This window comes from Caenispirillum bisanense (assembly GCF_900230255.1).
Classification (GTDB): Bacteria; Pseudomonadota; Alphaproteobacteria; order Rhodospirillales; family Rhodospirillaceae; genus Caenispirillum; species Caenispirillum bisanense_A.
In genome coordinates this window covers 87,042-106,844 of the sequence record NZ_OCNJ01000009.1, presented here as the reverse complement: position 1 = coordinate 106,844, position 19,803 = coordinate 87,042, and the positions used below count along the sequence as shown (strand labels likewise).

At 73.0% G+C, this 19,803-nt stretch carries 20 protein-coding genes; 14 read left to right on the top strand and 6 right to left on the bottom strand.

Annotated elements, in window-relative coordinates:
* Window positions 1-11: 11 nt before the first annotated feature.
* Together CRP50_RS19000 and CRP50_RS18995 are read right to left on the bottom strand one after the other, a co-directional pair.
* Window positions 12-689 (bottom strand): haloacid dehalogenase type II, encoded by a 678-nt coding sequence (locus CRP50_RS19000; protein ID WP_097280764.1) that lies wholly within the window; start codon window positions 687-689, stop codon window positions 12-14.
* Window positions 689-1,252: a hemerythrin domain-containing protein gene (locus tag CRP50_RS18995; RefSeq protein ID WP_097280763.1), complete on the bottom strand. Its 564-nt coding sequence runs from the start codon at window positions 1,250-1,252 to the stop codon at window positions 689-691. Before CRP50_RS18995 ends, CRP50_RS19000 begins: the two co-directional genes overlap by 1 nt.
* A gap of 136 nt (window positions 1,253-1,388) precedes the next feature.
* Between CRP50_RS18995 and CRP50_RS18990 the strand changes: the two genes are divergently transcribed.
* The gene (locus tag CRP50_RS18990) at window positions 1,389-2,492 is read left to right on the top strand and encodes an alpha/beta fold hydrolase (RefSeq protein WP_097280762.1); all 1,104 of its coding nucleotides are present in this window, start codon (window positions 1,389-1,391) and stop codon (window positions 2,490-2,492) included.
* On the opposite strand, the gene CRP50_RS18985 is transcribed toward CRP50_RS18990, so the two are convergent.
* The gene (locus CRP50_RS18985; protein WP_097280761.1) at window positions 2,489-2,707 is read right to left on the bottom strand and encodes a hypothetical protein; all 219 of its coding nucleotides are present in this window, start codon (window positions 2,705-2,707) and stop codon (window positions 2,489-2,491) included. The genes CRP50_RS18990 and CRP50_RS18985 overlap by 4 nt on opposite strands.
* A 105-nt stretch (window positions 2,708-2,812) precedes the next feature.
* Entirely contained in the window at window positions 2,813-3,487 is a 675-nt protein-coding gene (locus CRP50_RS18980; protein WP_097280760.1) for an IclR family transcriptional regulator, read from the bottom strand.
* A gap of 179 nt (window positions 3,488-3,666) precedes the next feature.
* On the opposite strand from CRP50_RS18980, the gene CRP50_RS18975 reads away from it, so the two are divergent.
* From CRP50_RS18975 to CRP50_RS18915, 13 genes are all read left to right on the top strand, one after another.
* Window positions 3,667-5,970: a cytochrome P450/oxidoreductase gene (locus CRP50_RS18975; protein WP_097280759.1), complete on the top strand. Its 2,304-nt coding sequence runs from the start codon at window positions 3,667-3,669 to the stop codon at window positions 5,968-5,970.
* 50 nt (window positions 5,971-6,020) lie between these two features.
* Window positions 6,021-7,049 carry a TRAP transporter substrate-binding protein gene (locus tag CRP50_RS18970; protein ID WP_097280758.1) on the top strand — a complete coding sequence of 343 codons (1,029 nt, stop codon included), beginning with the start codon at window positions 6,021-6,023 and terminating at the stop codon, window positions 7,047-7,049.
* Window positions 7,050-7,126: 77 nt separating this feature from the next.
* Window positions 7,127-7,621, top strand: coding sequence for a TRAP transporter small permease (locus tag CRP50_RS18965; RefSeq protein ID WP_097280757.1), 495 nt, complete (start codon window positions 7,127-7,129; stop codon window positions 7,619-7,621).
* The gene (locus CRP50_RS18960; RefSeq protein ID WP_097280756.1) at window positions 7,618-8,919 is read left to right on the top strand and encodes a TRAP transporter large permease; all 1,302 of its coding nucleotides are present in this window, start codon (window positions 7,618-7,620) and stop codon (window positions 8,917-8,919) included. The genes CRP50_RS18965 and CRP50_RS18960 overlap by 4 nt, the downstream gene beginning before the upstream one ends.
* Window positions 8,920-8,933: 14 nt before the next feature.
* The gene (gene hmgA, locus CRP50_RS18955; RefSeq protein ID WP_097280755.1) at window positions 8,934-10,247 is read left to right on the top strand and encodes a homogentisate 1,2-dioxygenase; all 1,314 of its coding nucleotides are present in this window, start codon (window positions 8,934-8,936) and stop codon (window positions 10,245-10,247) included.
* A gap of 106 nt (window positions 10,248-10,353) precedes the next feature.
* Entirely contained in the window at window positions 10,354-10,701 is a 348-nt protein-coding gene (locus tag CRP50_RS18950) for an NADH-quinone oxidoreductase subunit A (RefSeq protein WP_217992082.1), read from the top strand.
* Window positions 10,692-11,660 (top strand): hypothetical protein, encoded by a 969-nt coding sequence (locus CRP50_RS26180; RefSeq protein ID WP_141415198.1) that lies wholly within the window; start codon window positions 10,692-10,694, stop codon window positions 11,658-11,660. The genes CRP50_RS18950 and CRP50_RS26180 overlap by 10 nt, the downstream gene beginning before the upstream one ends.
* A complete protein-coding gene (locus tag CRP50_RS26175; RefSeq protein ID WP_245913539.1) occupies window positions 11,657-12,568 on the top strand; it encodes an NADH-quinone oxidoreductase subunit H in 912 nt (303 codons plus the stop codon). The genes CRP50_RS26180 and CRP50_RS26175 overlap by 4 nt, the downstream gene beginning before the upstream one ends.
* Window positions 12,565-13,194, top strand: coding sequence for an NADH-quinone oxidoreductase subunit J (locus CRP50_RS18935; protein ID WP_245913538.1), 630 nt, complete (start codon window positions 12,565-12,567; stop codon window positions 13,192-13,194). Before CRP50_RS26175 ends, CRP50_RS18935 begins: the two co-directional genes overlap by 4 nt.
* Window positions 13,195-13,207: 13 nt before the next feature.
* Window positions 13,208-13,513, top strand: coding sequence for an NADH-quinone oxidoreductase subunit NuoK (gene nuoK / locus CRP50_RS18930; RefSeq protein ID WP_097280753.1), 306 nt, complete (start codon window positions 13,208-13,210; stop codon window positions 13,511-13,513).
* Window positions 13,510-15,381 carry a proton-conducting transporter membrane subunit gene (locus tag CRP50_RS18925; RefSeq protein WP_097280752.1) on the top strand — a complete coding sequence of 624 codons (1,872 nt, stop codon included), beginning with the start codon at window positions 13,510-13,512 and terminating at the stop codon, window positions 15,379-15,381. The genes nuoK and CRP50_RS18925 overlap by 4 nt, the downstream gene beginning before the upstream one ends.
* Before the next feature lie 7 nt (window positions 15,382-15,388).
* Window positions 15,389-16,888, top strand: coding sequence for a complex I subunit 4 family protein (locus tag CRP50_RS18920; RefSeq protein WP_097280751.1), 1,500 nt, complete (start codon window positions 15,389-15,391; stop codon window positions 16,886-16,888).
* Between the two features lies 1 nt (window position 16,889).
* Window positions 16,890-18,320, top strand: a complete 1,431-nt coding sequence (locus CRP50_RS18915; RefSeq protein ID WP_097280750.1) for an NADH-quinone oxidoreductase subunit N — start codon at window positions 16,890-16,892, stop codon at window positions 18,318-18,320.
* Here CRP50_RS18915 and CRP50_RS18910 read toward each other — a convergent pair.
* Entirely contained in the window at window positions 18,302-19,171 is an 870-nt protein-coding gene (locus CRP50_RS18910) for a c-type cytochrome (protein ID WP_097280749.1), read from the bottom strand. The genes CRP50_RS18915 and CRP50_RS18910 overlap by 19 nt on opposite strands.
* Window positions 19,171-19,773 carry a c-type cytochrome gene (locus CRP50_RS18905; RefSeq protein WP_097280748.1) on the bottom strand — a complete coding sequence of 201 codons (603 nt, stop codon included), beginning with the start codon at window positions 19,771-19,773 and terminating at the stop codon, window positions 19,171-19,173. The genes CRP50_RS18910 and CRP50_RS18905 overlap by 1 nt, the downstream gene beginning before the upstream one ends.
* Window positions 19,774-19,803 lie beyond the last annotated feature (30 nt).

Below are 19,803 nucleotides of genomic sequence, written 5' to 3'. Positions count from 1 at the left end.
CGCGCGCGCGCTCAGCCGCCGGTGCGGATGAGCGCCGCCACCGCCGCGTCCAGGTCGGGCGCCGTCACGTCCGGCTTGCGGAAGAAGGCGGGATAGGGCTCGCGGCGGGCGACGTAGGCCGTCATCAGCCCCGCTTCGGCGGCTCCGTTGACGTCCCACGGATGCGCCGCCACCAGCGCCATATCCTCCACCGGCACCACCGCCAACTGGGCGGCGTGGTGGTAGACCTCGCGCCGCGGCTTGGCGATGCCGACGTCGTCGATGCTGACCACGTGCTCCACCAGATCGAGCAGGCCGGCGCGCTTCAGCAGCGTCTCGGTGGTCGGGCCGGCGCCGTTGGTCAGGGCGACGATGCGCACCCCCGCCGCCGCCAGCCGCCGGAACGCCTCGCCGGCGTCGGCATGGGCTTGCAGGGCGGCGAAGCCGTCGAGGATGTGGGCGCGCGCCGCCTCGTCGCGCTTGCCGCCGAAGCGGTCGAGCACCACGGCCAGGTTGCCGTCCAGCACCTCGCGAAAGGGCCGGTGCACCCCGGCCGCCGCCAGCGCGAACAGGTCGCGCAGGCTGCGGCTGAACCACAGCTCCAGGGCGTGGTCCGGAACCTCGGCGGCGGTCAGGCGCTCGCGCAGGACGTCGAGCGAGAAGACCGTGCCGATGACGTCGAAGGCGACGACGCGGGGCGCGCGCTCCATCACAGCACCAGCGCCTTCTCGCGCTGCATGCGGCCGGCCATGACGGTGAGTTCGTCCTGGCGCAGCAGGCGACGCAGGCGGGGGAACTCCACCTCTTCCTCCTGCACGGCGTGTTCGGCGACGAGGTCGCGCAGGGCCTCGACCCGCGCCCGCCACTCGGACGCCTCGCCGCCCGACACCAGCGTCTCGATGACGTAGAGGTGGACCTTGATGTCGCCGTGCTCCGCATAGAGGCGCTTGACCGCCTGTTCCTCGCCCACCTCCTGGCGCAGCAGCGGGTACACGATGTCTTCCTCCGCCAGCGCGTGGACGGTCAGGCGGCGCTTCAGGCGCAGCAGCAGGATGCCGCGGTTGGCGGCGCTTTCGGCGTCCTCCAAACGGTCGATGAGGTCGAGGATGGCGCGGTGGTCCTGCGCCAGGCGGTCGAACGGGTCCGACCGCGCCAGCCGGCCGCCCGCCTGGGCGATCAGCGGCGGCAGCACGCGCGCCGCCAGGAAGCCGGCGACGGCCCCGGCGATGGCCATGCCGTAGCCGTTGGAGGAACGATCGGGGGAGTAGGCCATGGGGGATACCTCTCTGAGCGATTCGGTTTGCCACCACAACGCCGGGGCGGCGGCGGCGTTCGGTCCGCCACCGCTTCCTCACGCCGCGGCCGCCCCCATGTAGAGGGCGGGACGGAGCGCGGCGGAGAGGTCGGACGTGGGGCGGCGGCGGAAGACGGTGGCGGCGGCGGTGGCCGTGCTGGTGGCGGTGGAGCTTCTGGTGGTGGCGTGCTCGCCGGTGCGCACGGTGGAGGCGGTGCGCCTGCTGCGCGACCTGTCCGACCCGCCGGCCGCCGCGCTGGGCGCCGTGACGCGGCAGGAGATCGCCGGCCCGGCCGACCTCTACCGCGGCCCCGATGCGCCGGAGGCGGCGCTGCTGGTGGTGCCCGGCGCGGCGGAGGCCGGGCGGCGCGACGGTCGCCTGGTCGCCTTCGCCGCCGATCTGGCGCGCGCCGACTTCCTGGTGATGGTGCCGGAACTGGCCGGCAGCGACCCCTTGCGGGTCTCCGCCGCCGACGCCGAGGCGGTGGCCGCCGCCGTGCTGCGCCTGACGGAGGCGGCGGGCGTGCCGCGGGTCGGGCTGGTGGGCGTGTCCTACGCCGCCGGCCCCGCCCTGCTGGCGGCGCTGCGGCCGGAGGTGGCGGAGCGGGTGGCCTTCGTCGCGGTCATCGGCGGCTATCACGACATCACGGCGGCCGTGACCTACATGACCACCGGCTTCTACGCCGCCCCCGGCGGGGTCTGGGTGCGCGGGCCGGTGGACGATCGGGCGCGCTGGCTGTTCCTGCGCGCCAATGCCGACCGGGTGGCGCCGGCCGACACCGCCCTCCTGCGCGCCATCGCCGAGCGCCGCCTGCGCGACCCGCTGGCGCCGGTGGATGGCCTGACGGGCGACCTCGGGCCCGAGGGGCGGGCGGTGTGGCGGCTCCTGTCCAACGACGACCCGGAGGCGGTGCCGGAGCTGATCGCCGCCCTGCCCGCGGGCCTGCGGCAGGAGATCGCCGCCCTCGACCTCGCCGGGCGCGACCTATCCGGGCTGACGGCGGACGTGGTGCTGATCCACGGCCGCGACGACCCGCTGGTGCCGCACACGGAAAGCGCGGCACTGGCCGCCCGGCTGGGGGAGCGGGCGGATCTGTTCGTGGTGGACGGTCTCGTGCACGTGGACGTCGGCGACCTCGGGGTCGGCGACATGGTGGCGCTGGTGCGGGCGGCCTATCGCCTGCTCACCCTGCGTGACGCGGCGCCGGACCCGGCTTAGCGGGCGCCTTCGAGGAGTTGCAGGAACGACTCGGGCACCGGCTCCGCCAGCACGTCCGAACCCAGCCGGTTCAGCGTGGTCATGAGGCACTCGGCCTCCTTCACCCGGGCCTGGAGGGCGCGGTCCGCCTGCAGTTCCGCCTCGAAGGAGGCGGCGGACGCGCGATCGAGCCGGCCGAGCACGTAGTCGTCGATCCGGGTTTCGAGCCTGATCATGGTGCACCGCCGAGATGGGTTAATGTTCCGTTAAGAACAGGGCGAGAGCGAAAAAGGTTCCACCGCAATCTCGGGTCGCATGTGGCAGCGCGGAATCCGGCCGCCTCAGCGGCTGCCGAGCAGGCCGGCGAGCCGCTCCGCCCGCTGCATCACGGCCGGCACGGCGACCGTCACGTCGAGGTCGTCCAGGGCCACGACGCCGATGCAGGCCTCGAAGCCGTCGCGCCCCGCCGTGCGCACGCCGCTCGCCACGCCCACCGCCCCGCGCTGCAACTGGCCGCGGGTGATGCTGTAGCCGTCGCGCCGGGCCTGCACCACCGCCTCCGGGTCGTCGGGCTGCGCCGGCCGGCCGGCCAGGATGGCGATGCCGGCCGCGCCGCGGTTCAGCGGGTGCCGGCTGCCGACGCGGTAACCGACGCGCAGCAGCGCCTCCTCCGGCTCCGCCACCATGATGGCGACGCAATCCTCGCCCTGCGGCACGGACAGATAGGCGGTGGATTGGGTCTCGCGCGCCAGATCCTCCAGCAGCGGCCGGGCGACGGTGCGCAGGTGCGGCTCGAACCGCGCCGCCAGCGCCACCACCCCGCCGCCGAGGAACAGCGTGCCGTCCGGCGCCCGCGCCACCAGCCCGTGCGCCTCCAGCGTCGCCACGAGGCGGTAGGCGATGGCGCGGTGGACCTCCAGCGCCGCCGCCAGTTCGGCGATGCTGAGGCCGCCGGCCTTCTGGGCGATGACCTCCAAGGCCACGAGGCCGCGGTCCAGGGTCTGCAGAAGCGTCATGGGTCGATCGCCATTCCCTTAGTTTTCCTGCTTGATTGGCCGCCGATCCCACAAACCGTTTGCGGATTTGTTCTGCGACCGTAACGTCTTGACCCCGACGGTAGCCGACCCGTATGTTCGCTGAAAGCACAAAATGTGCGCTCTGCGAAAACCGACCAACGGTTCAGGGAAACGTCCACATGAGCAGCGGCTGCCCGTTCACCGGCGCCGCTTCGCCCACCGGCTGCCCGGTGTCGGCGGAGGCGGCGGCATTCGACCCGTTCGAGGGTCCCTATCAGGTCGACCCGGCCGAGGCGCTGCGCTGGTCGCGCGACCGCGAGCCGGTGTTCTGGAGCCCCCGGCTCGGCTATTGGGTGGTGACGCGCTACGCCGACGTGAAGCAGGTGTTCCGCGACGTCGAGACCTTCTCGCCGGCCATCGCGCTGGAGAAGATCACCCCCGTCTCGCCCGAGGCGGAAGCGACGCTGCGCAAGTACGACTACGCCATGAACCGCACCCTCGTGAACGAGGACGAGCCGGCGCACATGGAGCGCCGCCGCGCGCTCATGAAGTCGTTCGAGCTGGACGAACTGGCCCACCACGAGCCCATGGTCCGCCGCCTGACGCAGGAGTACCTGGACCGTCTGGTGGACAAGGGCGAGGCCGACCTCGTCGACGAGATGCTGTGGGAAATCCCGCTCACCGTCGCGCTCCACTTCCTCGGCGTGCCCGAGGAGGACATGGACACCCTGCGCCAGTACTCCATCGCCCACACCGTCAACACCTGGGGCCGCCCCTCGCCGGCCGAGCAGGTGGCGGTGGCCGAGGCGGTGGGCAAGTTCTGGCAATACGCCGGGAAAGTGCTCGACAAGATGCGCCAGAACCCGTCGGGCCACGGCTGGATGGAATACGCCATCCGCCGCCAGAAGGAGCTGCCCGACGTCGTCACCGACAGCTACCTCCATTCCATGATGATGGCCGGCATCGTCGCCGCCCACGAGACCACCGCCAACGCCTCCGCCAACATGCTGCGCCTGCTGCTGGAGAACCGGGCGGTGTGGGAGGAGGTCTGCGCCAACCCCTCGCTCATCCCCAACACGGTGGAAGAAGCCCTGCGCCACGCGGGTTCCGTCGCGGCGTGGCGGCGCCTCGCGCTGAAGGACACCACCGTCGGCGGCGTCGCCATCCCCAAGGGCGCCAAGCTGCTCATCGTCAGCGCCTCGGCCAACCACGACGAGCGCCACTTCGAGAACCCCGACGACCTCGACGTCTATCGCGCCAATACCGCCGATCACCTGACCTTCGGCTATGGCGCCCACCAGTGCATGGGCAAGAACCTGGCGCGCATGGAAATGCGCATCTTCCTGGAGGAATTCACCCGCCGCCTGCCGCATATGGAGCTGGTGCCGGGCCAGACCTTCACCTACCTGCCCAATACCTCCTTCCGCGGCCCCGATCACCTGCGGGTGCGCTGGGACCCGGCGCAGAACCCCGAGCGCCGCGACGCCGCCGCCCGCGAGCCGCGCCTCAGCTTCCCCCTCGGCGCCCCCAACAAGCAGGACGCCGCCCGCGTCGTGCGCGTCGCCGCCGTGACGCCGCTGGCCGAGGGCATCGTCGGCCTGACGCTCGAAGACCCGCGCGGCCGCCCGCTGCCGCGCTGGAGCGCCGGCGCCCACGTCGACCTGCTGCTCGGCGAGTACGTGCGCATGTATTCGCTGTGCGGCGACGCCGAGGACTGTTCCCGCCTGCAGGTCGCGGTGCTGCACGAGCGCACCGGGCGCGGCGGCTCCGCCTACGTCCACGAGCGCCTGAAGCCGGGCGACGAGATCCGCATGCGCGGGCCGAAGAACCACTTCCTGCTGCGCGAGGACGCCGCCCACTACACCCTGGTCGCCGGCGGCATCGGCATCACCCCGGTCCTCGCCATGGCCGACCGGCTGAAGCGCCTCGGCAAGCCCTATGTGCTGCACTACGCGGGCCGGCGGCGGGCTACCATGGCCTTCCTCGACCGCCTCGCCCGCGACCACGGCGACGCCCTGCACGTCTACCCGGCCGACGAGGGCCGCCGCCTCGACCTGCCGGCGGTGATCGCCGCCGTGCCCGAGGGTGGCCAGGTCTACGCCTGCGGGCCGGAGCGGCTGCTGGACGCGCTCGCCGCCCTGACGGCCGACCGGCCCGACGTGCTGCACGTGGAGCACTTCACCGCCACCGGCACGAGCCTGGACCCGAGCCGCGAGATCGCCTTCGACGTCCAGCTGGCGGACAGCGGCCTGACGGTGCATGTGCCCGCCGACCAGACGGTGCTGCACGCCCTGCGCGCCGTCGGCGTCGACGTGCCGAGCGACTGCGAGGAAGGCCTGTGCGGCAGTTGCGAGGTGGCGGTGATCGACGGAGAGGTCGACCATCGCGACAAGGTGCTGACGGCCGCCGAACGGGCGGAGAACCGCCGCATGATGACCTGCTGCTCGCGCGCCCGCGCCGGCGGCCTGACGCTCGCCCTTTGACAGAAGACCGGCGCCAAGGCCGGCATCCGTCCACACCCGGGAGGAACTCCATGACGTCCAAGTTGAAGATCGCCGCCGTCGCCTGCGCCGCCCTCACCGCCGTGGCGGCCGGGGCCGGCACCGCCGCCGCGCAGACGACCCTGAAGGTCAGCCACTACCTGCCGCCCGTCCACGGCATCCACACCGACTTCATCGTGCCGTGGACCGAGCAGGTCACCGCCTGCACCAACGGCGAGATCCAGTTCGAGATCTTCCCCGGCGGCACCCAGCTGGGCAACGTCGCCAAGCAGCAGGAGCAGGTGCTGGCCGGCGTGGTCGACATCGCCCACGGCCTGCACGGCATTCCGCGCGGCCGCTTCCCGCGCACCTCGCTCATCGAGCTGCCGTTCCTCACCGACGACGCGGGTGCGGCCAGCGAGACCCTGTGGGAGCTGTATCCCGACCACCTCGCGCCCGAGTACAAGGGCCTCAAGGTGCTCGCCCTGCACGCCCACAACGGTGGCCTGATCCACACTTCCGACAAGAAGGTGGAGACCATGGACGACCTGAAGGGCCTGCGCCTGCGCACGCCGAGCCCCGCCGTCTCGGCCATGCTGACGGCGCTGGGCGCCACGCCGCAGGGCCTGCCGCCCGGCGAGGTCTACGAGAACATCCAGAAGACCGTCATCGACGGCACCGTCTTCCCGTGGGACCCGGTGAAGTCCTTCGGCCTCAACGAGGTGCTGAAGTACCACCTGGACGCCGGCGCCTATACCGTGCCGTTCTTCTTCGTCATGAACGAGCGCAAGTACGAGGGCCTGTCGGACACGGCGAAAACGTGCATCGACGAGGCCTCCGGCGCCGCCCTGGTCGCCAAGTTCGGCGACTGGTGGGACAAGTGGGACGCCGCCGGCCGCCAGGAAGCGGAAGCCGCCGGACACACCATCACCGCCCTGTCGCCGGAGGAACGCCAGCGCTGGCGCGACGCCCTGAAGCCGGTGACCGAGGCCTACATCGCCGAGACCGCCAAGCAGGTGGACGACGCCCAGGCCATCTACGACGCCATGCGCGCCAAGCTGGCCGAAAAGGGCCAGCAGTAACCCGCACCCGAGGACGGGGAGCCGCCGCCGGCCCTGGCGCGGCGGCGGCTCCCCTCCCCTGCCGCACCGGACGGTCCATGACCCGCATCCTCGCCCCGCTCCGCGCGCTGGTGGGCGCCGCCGCCGTCGCCGGCGTGCTGGCCTACGCCGCCGCCGCCCTGCTCACCGTCGCCGACGTCGTCGGTCGCCAGATCAGCATGCCCGTTCCCGGCGTGGTGGATCTGGTGCAGCTCTGCGTCCTCGGCGGCGCCTGGCTGGTGATCCCCTACGCCTTCCTCACCGGCGCCCACGTCGGCGTCGACCTGGTGGTGGACAGTTTTCCGCCGCCGGTGCGCCGCACCCTGCGCATCGCCGCGAGCCTCGCCGCCGTCGTGCTGCTGGCCCTGGTGCTGCGGCAATCGTGGGAGGCCTTCGGCATGCAGCTCATGTTCGGCGACCGCTCGCAGCAGCTGGGCATTCCCATCCTGTGGTACTGGGTGCCGCTGCTGGCGGGGGTGGCGCTGTCGATCGTGGCGTCGCTGCTGACCATCATCGACGGCATCAAGCCGACCGTGCAGGAGTCGGCGGCATGAGCGGCGGCATGATCGGTTTTCTCGGCTTCGCGCTGGCGCTCGGCCTCATCGCGCTCGGCTTCCCGGTGGCCGTCGCCATGGCGGTGGTGGGCGTCGGCGGGTTCTGGCTGCTCAACGGCTGGACGGGGGCGGCCTTCATCCTGGGCTCGTCGCCCTTCGAGGCGATCTTCCCCTATTCCCTGTCGGTGGTCCCGCTGTTCGTCATGATGGGCGTCTTCGCCGCCCGCGCCGGCCTGTCGCGGTCGCTGTTCGACATGGTCAACAGCTTCCTCGGCCACGTGCGCGGCGGGCTCGCCGTCACCGCCGTCGGTGCCTGCGCCCTGTTCGGCGCCATCTGCGGCTCGTCGCTGGCGACCGTCGCCACCATGGGCCGCGTCGCCATCCCCGAGATGAAGCGCCACGGCTACGCAGACAGCCTGTCGTCGGCCTCCATCGCCGCCGGCGGCACGCTCGGCGTGCTGATCCCGCCGTCCATCCTGCTGGTGATCTATGGCATCCTGACGCAGACCAGCATCGGCCAGCTGTTCATCGGCGCCATCATCCCCGGCGTCCTCGGCGCCGTGCTCTACGGCCTCGCCATCGTCGTGCGGGTGCGCATGGCGCCGCACCTGGCGCCGCCGGTGGCGCGTTCCACCTGGGCCATGCGGCTGCGCTCCATCGGCCGGGTGTGGGGGGTGGCGCTGCTGTTCGCGCTGGTCATCGGCGGCATCTACCTCGGCTGGTTCTCGCCGACCGAAGCCGCCGCCGTCGGGGCCGTCGGCGCCTTCGTGCTGGCGGTCATCTCGCGCGAACTGACGCGCCAGGCGCTGAAGGAGTCGGTGCGCGAGACGGCGGCGCTGACCGGCATGATCTTCTTCATCCTGATCGGCGCCTCGCTGTTCAACTACTTCCTGGAGACCACGGGCCTGCCGGCCGCGTTGATCCGCCTGATCGAAGAAAGCGGCCTCGGCCCGACCGCCGTGCTCGTGCTCATCATGCTGTTCTACATCGTGCTCGGCTGCTTCATGGACGCCATGTCCATGATCCTGCTGACGGTGCCCTTCCTCGCCCCCGTGGCGGCGGCGCTCGGGTTCGACATGGTGTGGTTCGGCATCCTCATCGTGACGGTGGCCGAGATCGGCCTCATCACGCCGCCCATCGGCATGAACCTGTTCGTGGTGCAGGCCACCCAGCCCGGCCTGTCGCAGCGCGTGGTGGTGCAGGGCATCCTGCCCTTCATCCTGGCCGACGTGGTGCGCCTGGTGATCCTCGCCAGCTTCCCCATCCTGGCGCTGTGGCTGCCGTCGAAGATGTTCTGACCCGGAGGACCCGCATGACCGACTTCGCCACCATGCCCGGCTTCGGCAACGACTTCGAGACCGAGGCCCTGCCCGGCGCCCTGCCGCAGGGCCAGAACTCGCCGCAGCGCTGCCCCTACGGGCTCTATGCCGAGCAGCTGTCGGGCTCGGCCTTCACGGCGCCGCGGGCGCGCAACCAGCGCTCCTGGCTCTACCGCATCCGCCCGTCGGTGCGCCACGTCGGCCGCTTCCGCGCCGTCGAGCGGCCCCTGTGGCGCAGCGCCCCCGACGCGGGCGCCGACCTGCCGCTCGGCCAGCAGCGCTGGAACCCGGTGCCGTGGCCGACGGAGCCGACCGACTTCCTCGCCGCCCTGCGCACCATCACCACGGCCGGCGACGCCGTCGGGCAGAGCGGCATGGCGGCGCACGTCTATGCCGCCACCGCCTCCATGACCGACAGCGTGTTCTTCAATGCCGACGGCGAGCTGCTGATCGTGCCGCAGGAGGGCCGCCTGCACCTGCACACGGAACTCGGCGTGCTGGAGGTGGAGCCCAACGAGATCGCCGTCGTGCCCCGCGGCATGATGATGCGCGTCGCCCTGCCCGACGGCCGGGCGCGGGGCTACGTGTGCGAAAACTACGGCGCCCCCCTCACCCTGCCCGACCGCGGCCCCATCGGCGCCAACTGCCTCGCCAACCCGCGCGACTTCAAGACCCCCGTCGCCGCCTTCGAGGACCGCGAGACGCCCCACACCGTCCATGCCAAGTGGTGCGGCCGGTTCTACGCCGCCGAGATCGGCCACAGCCCGCTCGACGTGGTGGCGTGGCACGGCAACTACTGTCCGTACAAGTACGACCTGCGCACCTTCTCGCCGGTGGGCGCCATCCTGTTCGACCACCCGGACCCGTCCATCTTCACCGTGCTCACCTCGCCGACCACGGAAGCGGGCACCGCCAACGTCGACTTCGTCATCTTCCCGCCGCGCTGGATGGTGGCCGAGAACAGCTTCCGCCCGCCGTGGTACCACCGCAACGTCATGTCGGAGTTCATGGGCCTCATCGAAGGCCGCTACGACGCCAAGCAGGAAGGCTTCGTGCCCGGCGGCATGAGCCTGCACACCCTGATGCTGCCGCACGGCCCCGACACCGAGGGCTTCGAGAAGGCGTCGCGCGCCGACCTGACGCCGCAGAAGCTCGACGGCACCATGGCCTTCATGTTCGAAACGCGCCTGCCGCAGCACGTCACCCGCTTCGCCGCCGGCCTGGAGACCCGCCAGGACGACTACGCCGACTGCTGGGCCGGGCTGAAGAAGCGCTTCGACGGTACGCCCGAGGGCAATTGGGAGTAGGCGGGACCGCCCTTTCCTCCTGCGGCGTCACCGGAACCGCCGCCGCAATTCCTGCGTTCGCCAGAAGACCTTTGCACACGTCAACCCGCACCCCAGGCGAGGCAGCGTGGACGATCTTCTGGCTATCCTCGCGGCGGGCGGGGCGGCGCTCGCCGTCTCGCTGCCGCTTCTTCTCATGGGCCGCAGGGCCTTTCCGACCACCGCGCCGCAGCAGGGTCCCTTCCTCGGCGGCGGGGTGCCTCAGACCCACGCCTGGCAGCGCTATCACGCCCGCTGGTACGCCATGACGCTCGTCTTCATCGCCTTCGAGATGGAGATGATGTTCATGTACCCCTGGGCCGTCGTCTTCGTGGCCGAAGGCATGAAGGCGATGGTGGAGATGGGCATGTTCCTCGCCATCCTGTCGCTCGGCATCCTCTACGGCTGGCGGGAGGGCGTGTTCCGGTGGCAGTGAGCCTGCTCGCCCGCCTCGCCGCCGCCGCACCGGCCCCGGTCTTCGCCGTCGCCGGCATCGACGGCCTGCGGGCGGTGGAGCGCCTCGCCCTCGACCCGCGCGTCGAGCTGGTGGCGAGCCCGCGCCACGCCGCCATCCTGCTGGTGGCCGGCGAGATCCGCCCCGAGGACCGCGCCGACCTCTACCGCCTGCACGACCAGATGCCGCACCCGCGCGCCACGGTATGGTGGGCGAGCGAGCCGCTGTTCGCCGGCATCCCCGTCGGGCCGCACGGCTTCCCCGCCGGCGACCTCGCCGACCTGCACCGGGCGCTGGCGGCGCGCGCGATGGACAGCGACCCCGACATCCTGCCCGACGAGCCGCCCAACCCGTGGCGCGGCAAGGGCGACTACGGCCAGGGCGGCGAAGGCATGATGGGCGGCACGCCCTACGGCCGCCCCATGGCCATGACCGCCGACGACCTGCGCGACGGCCTCGCGCTCGACGCCTACAGCGCCACCTTCGGCCCCTTCCTGCCGGCCTTCCCGCCCGGCCTCGTGCTCGACCTGACCCTGCAGGGCGACGTGATCCAGAGCGCCGAGGTACTGCGCCCGCCCTACCTGCAGCACGAGTTGCGCGGCCCAGCTGCCTATCTGCGGCGGGCGGCGCGGCTGGTGCGGCTGCTCGGGCTGCCGGCGGTGGCGGAGCGCCTGCGGCGGCGGCCGGAGGGCTGCGGGGCGCTCGCCCGCACCGGGGTCTTCGCCGCCATCCCGGCCGGCCTCGGCCGCCTCGGCGGGTACGACGTGCGCGACCGCTTGCGCGCCTGGTGCGAGGAACGCACGCCGCCGCCGCTGCCGGAGGAGGCCCGCCTCGCCCCCCTGCTGCCGGGGCTGGAGTGGCATGCCGCCGTGCTCGTCATCAACAGCTTCACCGACGCCGAGCTGCGCAGCCTGTGCGGGGCGCGGGAGGTGGCGGCGTGACGACCGCGCTCCTGTCTCTCGCCGCCCTGCTGCTGGGCGGCGCCTGGATGGCGGCGGTCATGGACCGGCTGGCTGTCGCCTGGATCAGCGGCCGTCCCGCCGCCCGCGCCTTCGTGGAGCCCCTCGCCCGTGCGGCGGGCCTGCTGCTGCGGCAACCGGTGACGACCGAGCGGCCGGACGCCACCGGCCGGGTGCTGGCCCCGGCGCTCTATCTGGCACTCGCCGCCATCGGCCTGAGCGTGGTGCCGGTGGCCGAGGGCGTGGTGCTGACCGACCTGTCCACCGGCATCGTCCTGTGGGGCGCCTGCGAGGCGCTGACGGTGGTGGTGGTGTTCCTGCATGGCTGGTCGGCCAATGCGCCGCTGCCGCTCATCGGCGCCTATCGCTACGTCGCCATCGCCCTGCCGACCCTTTTGCTCAGCATGTTCGTGCTCATCGCCGCCGCCCTGCCGGCCGAGAGCCTGAGCGTCACCGCCATCGTCGACAGCCAGCGCGAGGTGTGGAACGTGGTGCGCCAGCCGCCGGGGCTGGTGCTGTTCCTCATGCTCGGCCTCGCCCTCACCTTCCGCGGCCCCTTCGACTACGCCGACCCCGAGGACCTCGCCGGCGGCACGGCGGCCGAGACCTCCGGCCCGGCGCGGGCGGCGTGGCAGGCGGCACGGCTGTGCATGCTGGTGGCCGTGGCGGGCATGGCGAGCGCCGTCTTCCTCGGCGGGCCGCTCGGCCCCTGGTTGCCGGGGCCGCTGTGGCTGGTGCTGAAGATGGTGGCGGTGCTGGCGCTGCTGGTGGCGGCGACGCACCTGCTCGCCCGCCTGCCGCCGTCGCGCATGCTGACGGCACTGTGGGTGGTGCTGCTGCCGGCGGCCTTCCTCGACCTCGTGCTGGTGGGCGTGGAGCTTCTCCTATGATGGGCTTCACCGCGACCGACGCCCTGTTCGCCGCCCTGTCGCTGGCCGCCGTCGTGGCGGGTTGGCGGGTGTTCGCCACCGACAGCATGGTGCGGGCGTCGTTCCTGCTGCTGCTGTCGTTCCTGGCCGTCGCCGGCATCCTGCTGCTGCTCGCCGCGCCCTACATCGGCATCGCCACCATCTTCATGATGGCCGTCGAGATGATGGTCATGGCCGTGTTCATGGTCATGTTCATGATGAACCCGGCCGGGCTCAACCCCATGATGATGGTCCACCAGCACCGCCTGTCCATCGCCGCCGGGGTCATCGCCTTCCTCGGCCTGTCGGCGGCGGTGCTGCTGTCGGACCTGCCCGACGATCCCGTCGACCCCGCCCGCCCGGTGGTCCGCGACCTCGGGCACGAGCTGCTCGGCCCCTCCATGCTGGTGTTCGAGACCGCCGGCATCACCCTGCTCGCCACCATGATCGCCGCCGTCGTCCTGGCGAGCCGCCCCGGCCGCTACGGCCCGTCCGACGAAGGCTCGCGCCCGCCCGGCCTGGTGCCCGGCGGCGAGCCCGCCGGCCGCAAGCCGGAGGACGACCAGGGCGAGGGCGGCGGCCACCATCACCACCATCACCACCATTGACGGAGGCGCCGCCGTGACCCTGACGTCCGTTCTTCTCGTCGCCGCCGCGCTCGTCGGCATCGGCCTCTATGGGGCGCTGTCGCAGCAGTCCTTCGTCATGCTGATGATGGGGCTGGAGCTGATGCTCAACGGCGCCCTGCTGGCGGTGATCGGCCTGTGGTCCTTCGGCCTGGCGGGGGCACCGGAGGGGCAGCTTCTCGCGATCCTGGTGATGGCCGTCATGGCCGTCGAGATGGCGGTCGGCTTCGCCCTGGTGGTCGCCGTCTACCGCAAGCGGCAGGCCGACACCACCGAGAGCCTGGGGACGCTGAAGCAGTGACCCCCTGGCTCCTCGCCCTGCTGCCGGCGGTGGCCGGTGCCCTGGTCGCCGTCTCTGGCCTGCGCTCCCGCGCCGGGCTGGCGGTGACGGCGGCCGGGGTGCTGGCGGCGACGCTGGCGCTGGCCGTCGAGGCCTCGGGCGCCCGGGCGGCGCTGGCGTGGAGCGATACGCTCGTCCTGTCCGCCGCCCTGCCGCCCATGGCCGCCGCCGTGGCGGTGCTGGTGCCCGCCGTCGCCCTGCCGGTGACGGTGTGGGCGGCGCTGCACGAGGAGGCGGAGGGCCTCGCCCGGCTGGTCGGGCTGCTGCTCGCCTTCACCGGCGGGATGCTGCTGCTGGTGATCGCCGCCGACCTGCTCACCCTGCTCATGGGGTGGGAACTGGTGGGGGCGCTGTCGTGGGCGCTCATCGCCCACCACTGGCGGGAGCCGGGCAACCCGGCCTCCGGCCTCTATGCCTTCGTGGTAACGCGGTTCGGCGACCTCGGCCTGTTCGCCGCCGCCATGGCCGCCTTCGCCGGCGCCGGCACCTTCGCCTACGACGGCCTCGCCGCCCTGCCGCCGGAAGCGAAGGCGGTCGCCGCCTGGGGCGTGCTGCTGTCGGCGGCGGCCAAGGCGGGCCAGGTGCCCTTCGCACCCTGGCTGTTCCGTGCCATGGCCGGGCCGACCGCCGTTTCCGCCCTGCTGCACGCCGCCACCATGGTGGCCGCCGGCGCCTATGTGCTGATCCGCCTGCACGACCCCTTCGCCGAGGTGCCGGGGTGGAGCGGCGCGGTGCTGGGCGTCGGGCTGACGACGGCGCTGGCGGGGGGCGTGGTCGCCTGCCTCCAGATCCACGCCAAGAAGCTGCTCGCCGCCTCCACTTCCGCCCAGTACGGCCTCATGTTCGTGGCGGTCGGGGCGGGGTATCCGGGAGTCGCCCTGCTGCACCTGATCGCCCATGCCTGCTTCAAGGCGCTGCTGTTCCTCACCGCCGGCATGGCGGGCAAGCGGGCCGGCAGCTACGCGCTCGACCGCATGGGCTTCGGCGCCGCCCTGCCGGGCACGGCGGCGCTGGCGGCCATCGGCGCCCTGGCGCTGGCCGGAGTGCCGCCGCTGGGTGCCGCCTGGACCAAGGAAGAGGTCATCGCCGCCGCCGGCCACCTCTCCCCCTGGCTCGCCGGGGCGGTGATGCTGGCGGGCGCGCTCAGCGCCGCCTATGCCGCCCGCCTGCACGTCATGGCCTGGGCGCGGCGCGACGACGCCCCCGACGGCCCCGCCCCAGCGCGCGGGGAAGTGGCTGCTGTGGCCCTGCTCGCCGCCGCCACCGTCGCCCTGTCGCTGCTGTGGCTGCCGCCGGTGGCCGAGGCGCTGGGCGTGCCGCTGCCGCCCGGCAAGGCGTGGGAGACCGCCGCCTCGCTGCTGCTGGTGGCGGCCGGGCTGCTGGCGGGCCGCCTGCTCGCCCGCCGCGGCCGCATCGACAGCCCCGCCGCCGACTGGCTGGGGCTGCCGACCCTTCTCGACCAAGCCGTCGCCCGCCCCTTCGCCCGCCTGTCGACCGCCGCCGGATGGCTCGACGACCGGGTGCTGGACGCCCTGCCGCGCGGCGTCACCCGCCTCGCCGCTGCCGTGCGCCGCACCCTGGCAGCCGGCGACCGGCGGGTGGTGGATCGCGGCGTCGCCCTGACGGCCGCCTTCGGTGCCTGGCTCGCCCGCATGGGCGACCGGGTCGGCGAGCCGGTCAGCGACGGCCTGCCCGAGGGTGCGGCGCGGCTGGCGGCCCTGGCCGGCGACGACGTGCGGCGGCTGCAAAGCGGCCTCTCCCATCACTACTACACCCTGCTCGTCGCGGGGGCCGGCGCCCTCGTCCTCGTCCTGATCCTCGTGAGTTGAGCCGCCCATGTCCCTGACGCTCGCCATCCTCGTTCCCCTGCTCGGCGCCCTGGCGCTGGCCCTGCTGCGCCTGCCCGAGACGGCCGCCCGCTGGCTGGCGGTGGCGGTGAGCGCCGTGCCGCTCGCCCTGCTGCTGCCGGTGTGGGCGGGCTTCGACACCGGCAGCGGCGCCCCCGCCTTCCAGGCGGTGAGCGAGGTGCCGTGGGTGCCGAGCCTGGGGGTGGCGTGGCGGGTCGGCGTCGACGGCATCTCGCTGTCGCTGGCCCTCATGAGCGCGCTGCTGTTCATCGCCGCCATCGCCTGGCCGGCCGACGTGCAGGGGCGGGCGCGGCAGTATTATGCGTGGTTCCTGTTCCTGCAGGGGGTGTCGCTCGGCCTGTTCCTGGTGCTCGACCTGCTGCTGTTCTATGTGTTCTTCGATCTGTCGCTGGTCGGCATGTACTTCCTCATCGGCCGCTGGGGGCATGGCGACGCGCAGGCGGCGGCGCTGAAGTTCTTCGTCTATACGCTGGCCGGGTCGCTCGCCCTGCTGCTCGCCATTCTCGGCCTCGTGCTGGCGCATGCGCCGCTCACCTTCGACATGCGGACCCTGATCGCCGCCCAGCCGCTGGCCGGCACCACCCTGTACGGCGGTCTCGTGCTGCTCGGCTTCGCGGTCGGCTTCGGCATCAAGACGCCGCTGTTTCCATTCCATACCTGGCTGCCGCCGGCGCATGTGGATGCGCCGGGACCGGCCTCGGCGATCCTCGCCGGCGTGCTGCTGAAGATGGGCACCTACGGCCTCGTGCGCCTGCCGCTGTCCATGATGGCCGAGACCTTCGCCCGCTGGGCGCTTGTGCTGGCGATCGTCGCCGTCGTGTCGATCCTGTGGGGGTCGCTGGTCGCCTTCGGGCAGCGCAACATGAAGCGGCGCATCGCCTATACCTCGGTCAACCACATGGGCTATGCCGTGCTCGGCATCGCGGTGGCCGGTGCCCTGACCGGCACCGCCGCCGCCGAGGCGCGCCAGCTGGCCCTGACCGGCGCGGTGGTGGAGATGATCGCCCACGGCCTCATCACCGGCGCCCTGTTCCTCATCGCCGGGTCGTTCTGGCAGCGGGCGCAGGACTACGACCTGAAGAGCTACGGCGGCCTCGCCGGCATCGCCCCGCGCCTGACCGCCGCCACCATCGTCGCCTCTTTTGCGAGCCTCGGGCTGCCCGGCCTCGCCGGGTTCGTCGCCGAGTTCCAGATCTTCGCCGGCACCTTCGCCGTCTACCCCTGGCTCGCCGCCGTCGGGCTGCTCGGCATCCTGATTACCGCCGCGCTGTTCCTGACGCTGGTGCAGGACCTGTTCTTCGGACCGCTGCCGGAACGCCACCGCCGCCGCTTCCCCGACCTGGACGCGCGGGAGACGGCGGTGCTGGGCGTGCTGCTGGTGCTGGTGGTGGGGATCGGCGTCTATCCGCGCTGGCTGCTGGACCTGGTCGACGCCGGCACCGCCGCCGTCATCGCCGGAGCCCCCTGACATGCCCATCGGCGACATCCTGCCGGAGATCGCCGTGCTGCTGACGGCCGTCGTCGTGCTGCTGACGGCGGCCTTCACGCCGCAGCGGACGCATGGCCTGTGCGCCGGGCTGGCGCTCGCCGGGCTCGCCGTCGCCGGCTGGCTGGTGACGCGCCAGACCGGCGCCGACCGCCTCACCTTCCACGGCGTGTGGGCGCTGGACGACGCCAGCCGCTGGGGCCGCCTGATGATCCTGGCCGCCACCGCCGCCGTCATCCCCCTGTGCCCGCGCTGGTTCGCCACCGACCGCCGCCACGGCGAGCTTTACGCCGTGCTGCTGTTCTCGGCCCTCGGGGCCATGGGGCTGGCGGCGGCGGCGGACCTGTTGCAGGTGGTGATCTGCGTCCTCCTGTCCTCGGTCACCGGCTATACGCTGGCCGCCTGGCACCGCGACTGGGCGCCTTCGGTCGAAGCCGGGATGAAGTACTTCCTCGTCGGCGCGCTCGCCAACGTGCTGCTGGTGCTGGGGGTGGCGCTGCTGGTCGGGCTGCTGGGCGATCCCGGCTTTCCCGCCATGGCGGCGGCGCTGGCGGCGCCGGGCGTCGGCTCGCCGCTGCTGCTGACGGGGGCGGCGCTGGCGGTGGTGGGGCTCGCCTTCAAGCTGGGCGCCGTGCCGGCCCACACCTGGATGCCCGACGTGGCCGAGGGCGCGCCCGCCCCCATGGCTGCCTTCCTGACCGTCGTGCCGAAGATCGGCGCCGCCGTGGCGCTTGCCCGGCTGGTGAGCCTGGTGCCGCCCGACGCGCTCGCCCTGCGGCCGGTGGTGGCGGCGGTGTCGGTCGCCACCATGACCGTCGGCAACCTGGGGGCGCTGGGGCAGGACGACGTGCGGCGGCTGCTCGGCTGGTCTTCGGTGTCGCAGTCGGGCTATGCGCTCATGGCGGTGACGGTGGTCGGCCTGACCGATGCCGCCCTGCCCGCCCTGATGCTGTTCCTGGCCGCCTATGCCGTCGCCAACCTGACCGCCTTCGCCGTGGTCGTCCACCTGCGCGGACTGACGGATCGGGCCGCCTGGGCCGGCCTCGCCACCGAGCGGCCATGGACGGCGATCGCCTTCGTCGTCGCCGTGCTCAGCCTGGTCGGCATTCCGCCGCTGGCCGGGTTCTTCGGCAAGCTGACGCTGTTCCTGGCGGCGCTCGACGGCGCCTATGTCTGGCTCGCCGTGGCGGCGGTGGCCAATACGGTGGTGTCGCTCGCCTATTACCTGCGGGTGGTGGCGCCCATGGTGTTCGCCGCCCCGCCACAGGCGCCGCGCGCCACCCTCGGCCGCCTGACCGCCGCCACCGTCGCCGCCGGGCTGCTGCTGACCGTCGGCCTCGGGCTGGCGGCGGAGGCGGGCTTCGCCGCCGCCGAGGGCATGACCCTGCTGCCGGTTCAGGGTTCCAGCAGGTAGGCGGCGACGGCGGCGCGGTCGGCCGGCGTCAGCCAGGCGGTGCTGTGGCGCACCACCTCGCCCATGCCGCCGCCGAAGGCGTCGCCGGACCGCCCGAGGCCGGTCTGCAAGGCGGTGGCGAGGCTGTCGGCGGTCCATCCCTTCTCCGCCAGCGCCGCAGCCGTGATGGCCGGCACCTTTCCGCCACCGGGGCCACCACCAGGGCCGTCGCTGCTGCCGGTGAGCGCGTCCTCGGCATCCTGCCCGCCGAGCAGTCCGCGCGGTGTGTGGCAGGCGCCGCAGTGGCCGGGGCCTTCGACGATCCAGGCGCCGCGGTTCCACGCCTCCGACCGCGCCGGGTCCTGCGGCGGCGGTGCGGCGTCGAGGTGCAGCGCCCGCCACAGGTGCAGTCCCTGGCGCACCGACCACGGGAAAGACAGGTCGTTGCCCTGCCGCCCGCCCGCCGCCGCCGGCACGGTGCGGAAGGCGGCGTAGAGATCGGCGATGTCCTGGTCGCTGAAGGCGGCGTAGGAGGGATAGGGGAAGGCCGGATAGTACGGGCTGCCGTCGGGCGCGAGCCCCTGGCGCACCGCCTGGGCGAAATCGGCGATGCTCCAGCCGCCGATGCCGTCCTCGGCATGCTGGGTGATGTTGGGCGGGCGGAAGGTGCCGAAGCGGGTCTCGATGGCCGCCCCGCCGGCCAGCGGCGCGCCGCCCGCCGCCGCATCGGTGTGGCAGCCGATGCAGCCGGCCAGCCGGGCGAGATAGGCGCCGCGGCGGGCGTCGCCGTCGGGAAACTCCGCCGCGGCGGCGGACGCCGCCCCCGCCGCCAGTGCGGCGAGGGCGACCACGGCGAAAGCCGACCGCCGCATCAGTGGGTCTTCGCCCGATAGGTGTCGTGGCAGGCCCCGCAGGTGTGGGTGAGCTGCATGAAGGCCGCCTGCGGCGTCGCCGCCGTCGGCGCCGGCGCCGCCGAAGCATCGCCCCCCATCATCTGGTGCATGGACGGCGCCCCGCCCATCATCGCGTGCATGGACGGGTTGCCCATGGCGGCGTCCATGTCGGGCGTGTGGGGGTGACCGGCCATGGCCTTGCCGGCGTCGGGATGATCGGCCGCCGCGGCCAGGGCCTCGGCATGCCGCGTCACCTCCTCCGCCAGGGCGCGGAACCGCTCCGGCTCGCTCCAGATCACCGGCAGCGCCTCCGTCGGGTGGTCGAGGCTGCCGGGCGGGAAGCCCTTCAGCATGGCTTCGCCGCCGTGCGCCGCGATGGCCTCGGCCTCCTTCCGCACGGCGGCGGCGTCGTAGGGCGCCTCGCCGTGCAGCATGGCCGACAGGCGCTTCATGCCGTCGCCCATCTCCTTCATGAGCGCCATGCGCTCCTTCACGACGCCGGTGGCGCCGCTGTGGGCGACGGCGGCCGCCGGCAGCAGCACGGCGGCCAGGGCCAGGGCGGCCAGGGTGGTGCGGGTCATGGGAGGGATCCTCCGTTCCTGGGTGAACCG

What these genes read in the sequence shown, in the direction of transcription:
- CRP50_RS19000 (WP_097280764.1), bottom strand. Translation starts at nt 689, where the DNA reads ATGGAGCGCGCGCCCCGCGTCGTCGCCTTCGACGTCATCGGCACGGTC.
- CRP50_RS18995 (WP_097280763.1), bottom strand. Translation starts at nt 1,252, where the DNA reads ATGGCCTACTCCCCCGATCGTTCCTCCAACGGCTACGGCATGGCCATC.
- CRP50_RS18985 (WP_097280761.1), bottom strand. Translation starts at nt 2,707, where the DNA reads ATGATCAGGCTCGAAACCCGGATCGACGACTACGTGCTCGGCCGGCTC.
- CRP50_RS18980 (WP_097280760.1), bottom strand. Translation starts at nt 3,487, where the DNA reads ATGACGCTTCTGCAGACCCTGGACCGCGGCCTCGTGGCCTTGGAGGTC.
- CRP50_RS18975 (WP_097280759.1), top strand. Translation starts at nt 3,667, where the DNA reads ATGAGCAGCGGCTGCCCGTTCACCGGCGCCGCTTCGCCCACCGGCTGC.
- CRP50_RS18970 (WP_097280758.1), top strand. Translation starts at nt 6,021, where the DNA reads ATGACGTCCAAGTTGAAGATCGCCGCCGTCGCCTGCGCCGCCCTCACC.
- CRP50_RS18965 (WP_097280757.1), top strand. Translation starts at nt 7,127, where the DNA reads ATGACCCGCATCCTCGCCCCGCTCCGCGCGCTGGTGGGCGCCGCCGCC.
- CRP50_RS18960 (WP_097280756.1), top strand. Translation starts at nt 7,618, where the DNA reads ATGAGCGGCGGCATGATCGGTTTTCTCGGCTTCGCGCTGGCGCTCGGC.
- hmgA (WP_097280755.1), top strand. Translation starts at nt 8,934, where the DNA reads ATGACCGACTTCGCCACCATGCCCGGCTTCGGCAACGACTTCGAGACC.
- CRP50_RS18935 (WP_245913538.1), top strand. Translation starts at nt 12,565, where the DNA reads ATGATGGGCTTCACCGCGACCGACGCCCTGTTCGCCGCCCTGTCGCTG.
- CRP50_RS18920 (WP_097280751.1), top strand. Translation starts at nt 15,389, where the DNA reads ATGTCCCTGACGCTCGCCATCCTCGTTCCCCTGCTCGGCGCCCTGGCG.
- CRP50_RS18915 (WP_097280750.1), top strand. Translation starts at nt 16,890, where the DNA reads ATGCCCATCGGCGACATCCTGCCGGAGATCGCCGTGCTGCTGACGGCC.
- CRP50_RS18910 (WP_097280749.1), bottom strand. Translation starts at nt 19,171, where the DNA reads ATGCGGCGGTCGGCTTTCGCCGTGGTCGCCCTCGCCGCACTGGCGGCG.
- CRP50_RS18905 (WP_097280748.1), bottom strand. Translation starts at nt 19,773, where the DNA reads ATGACCCGCACCACCCTGGCCGCCCTGGCCCTGGCCGCCGTGCTGCTG.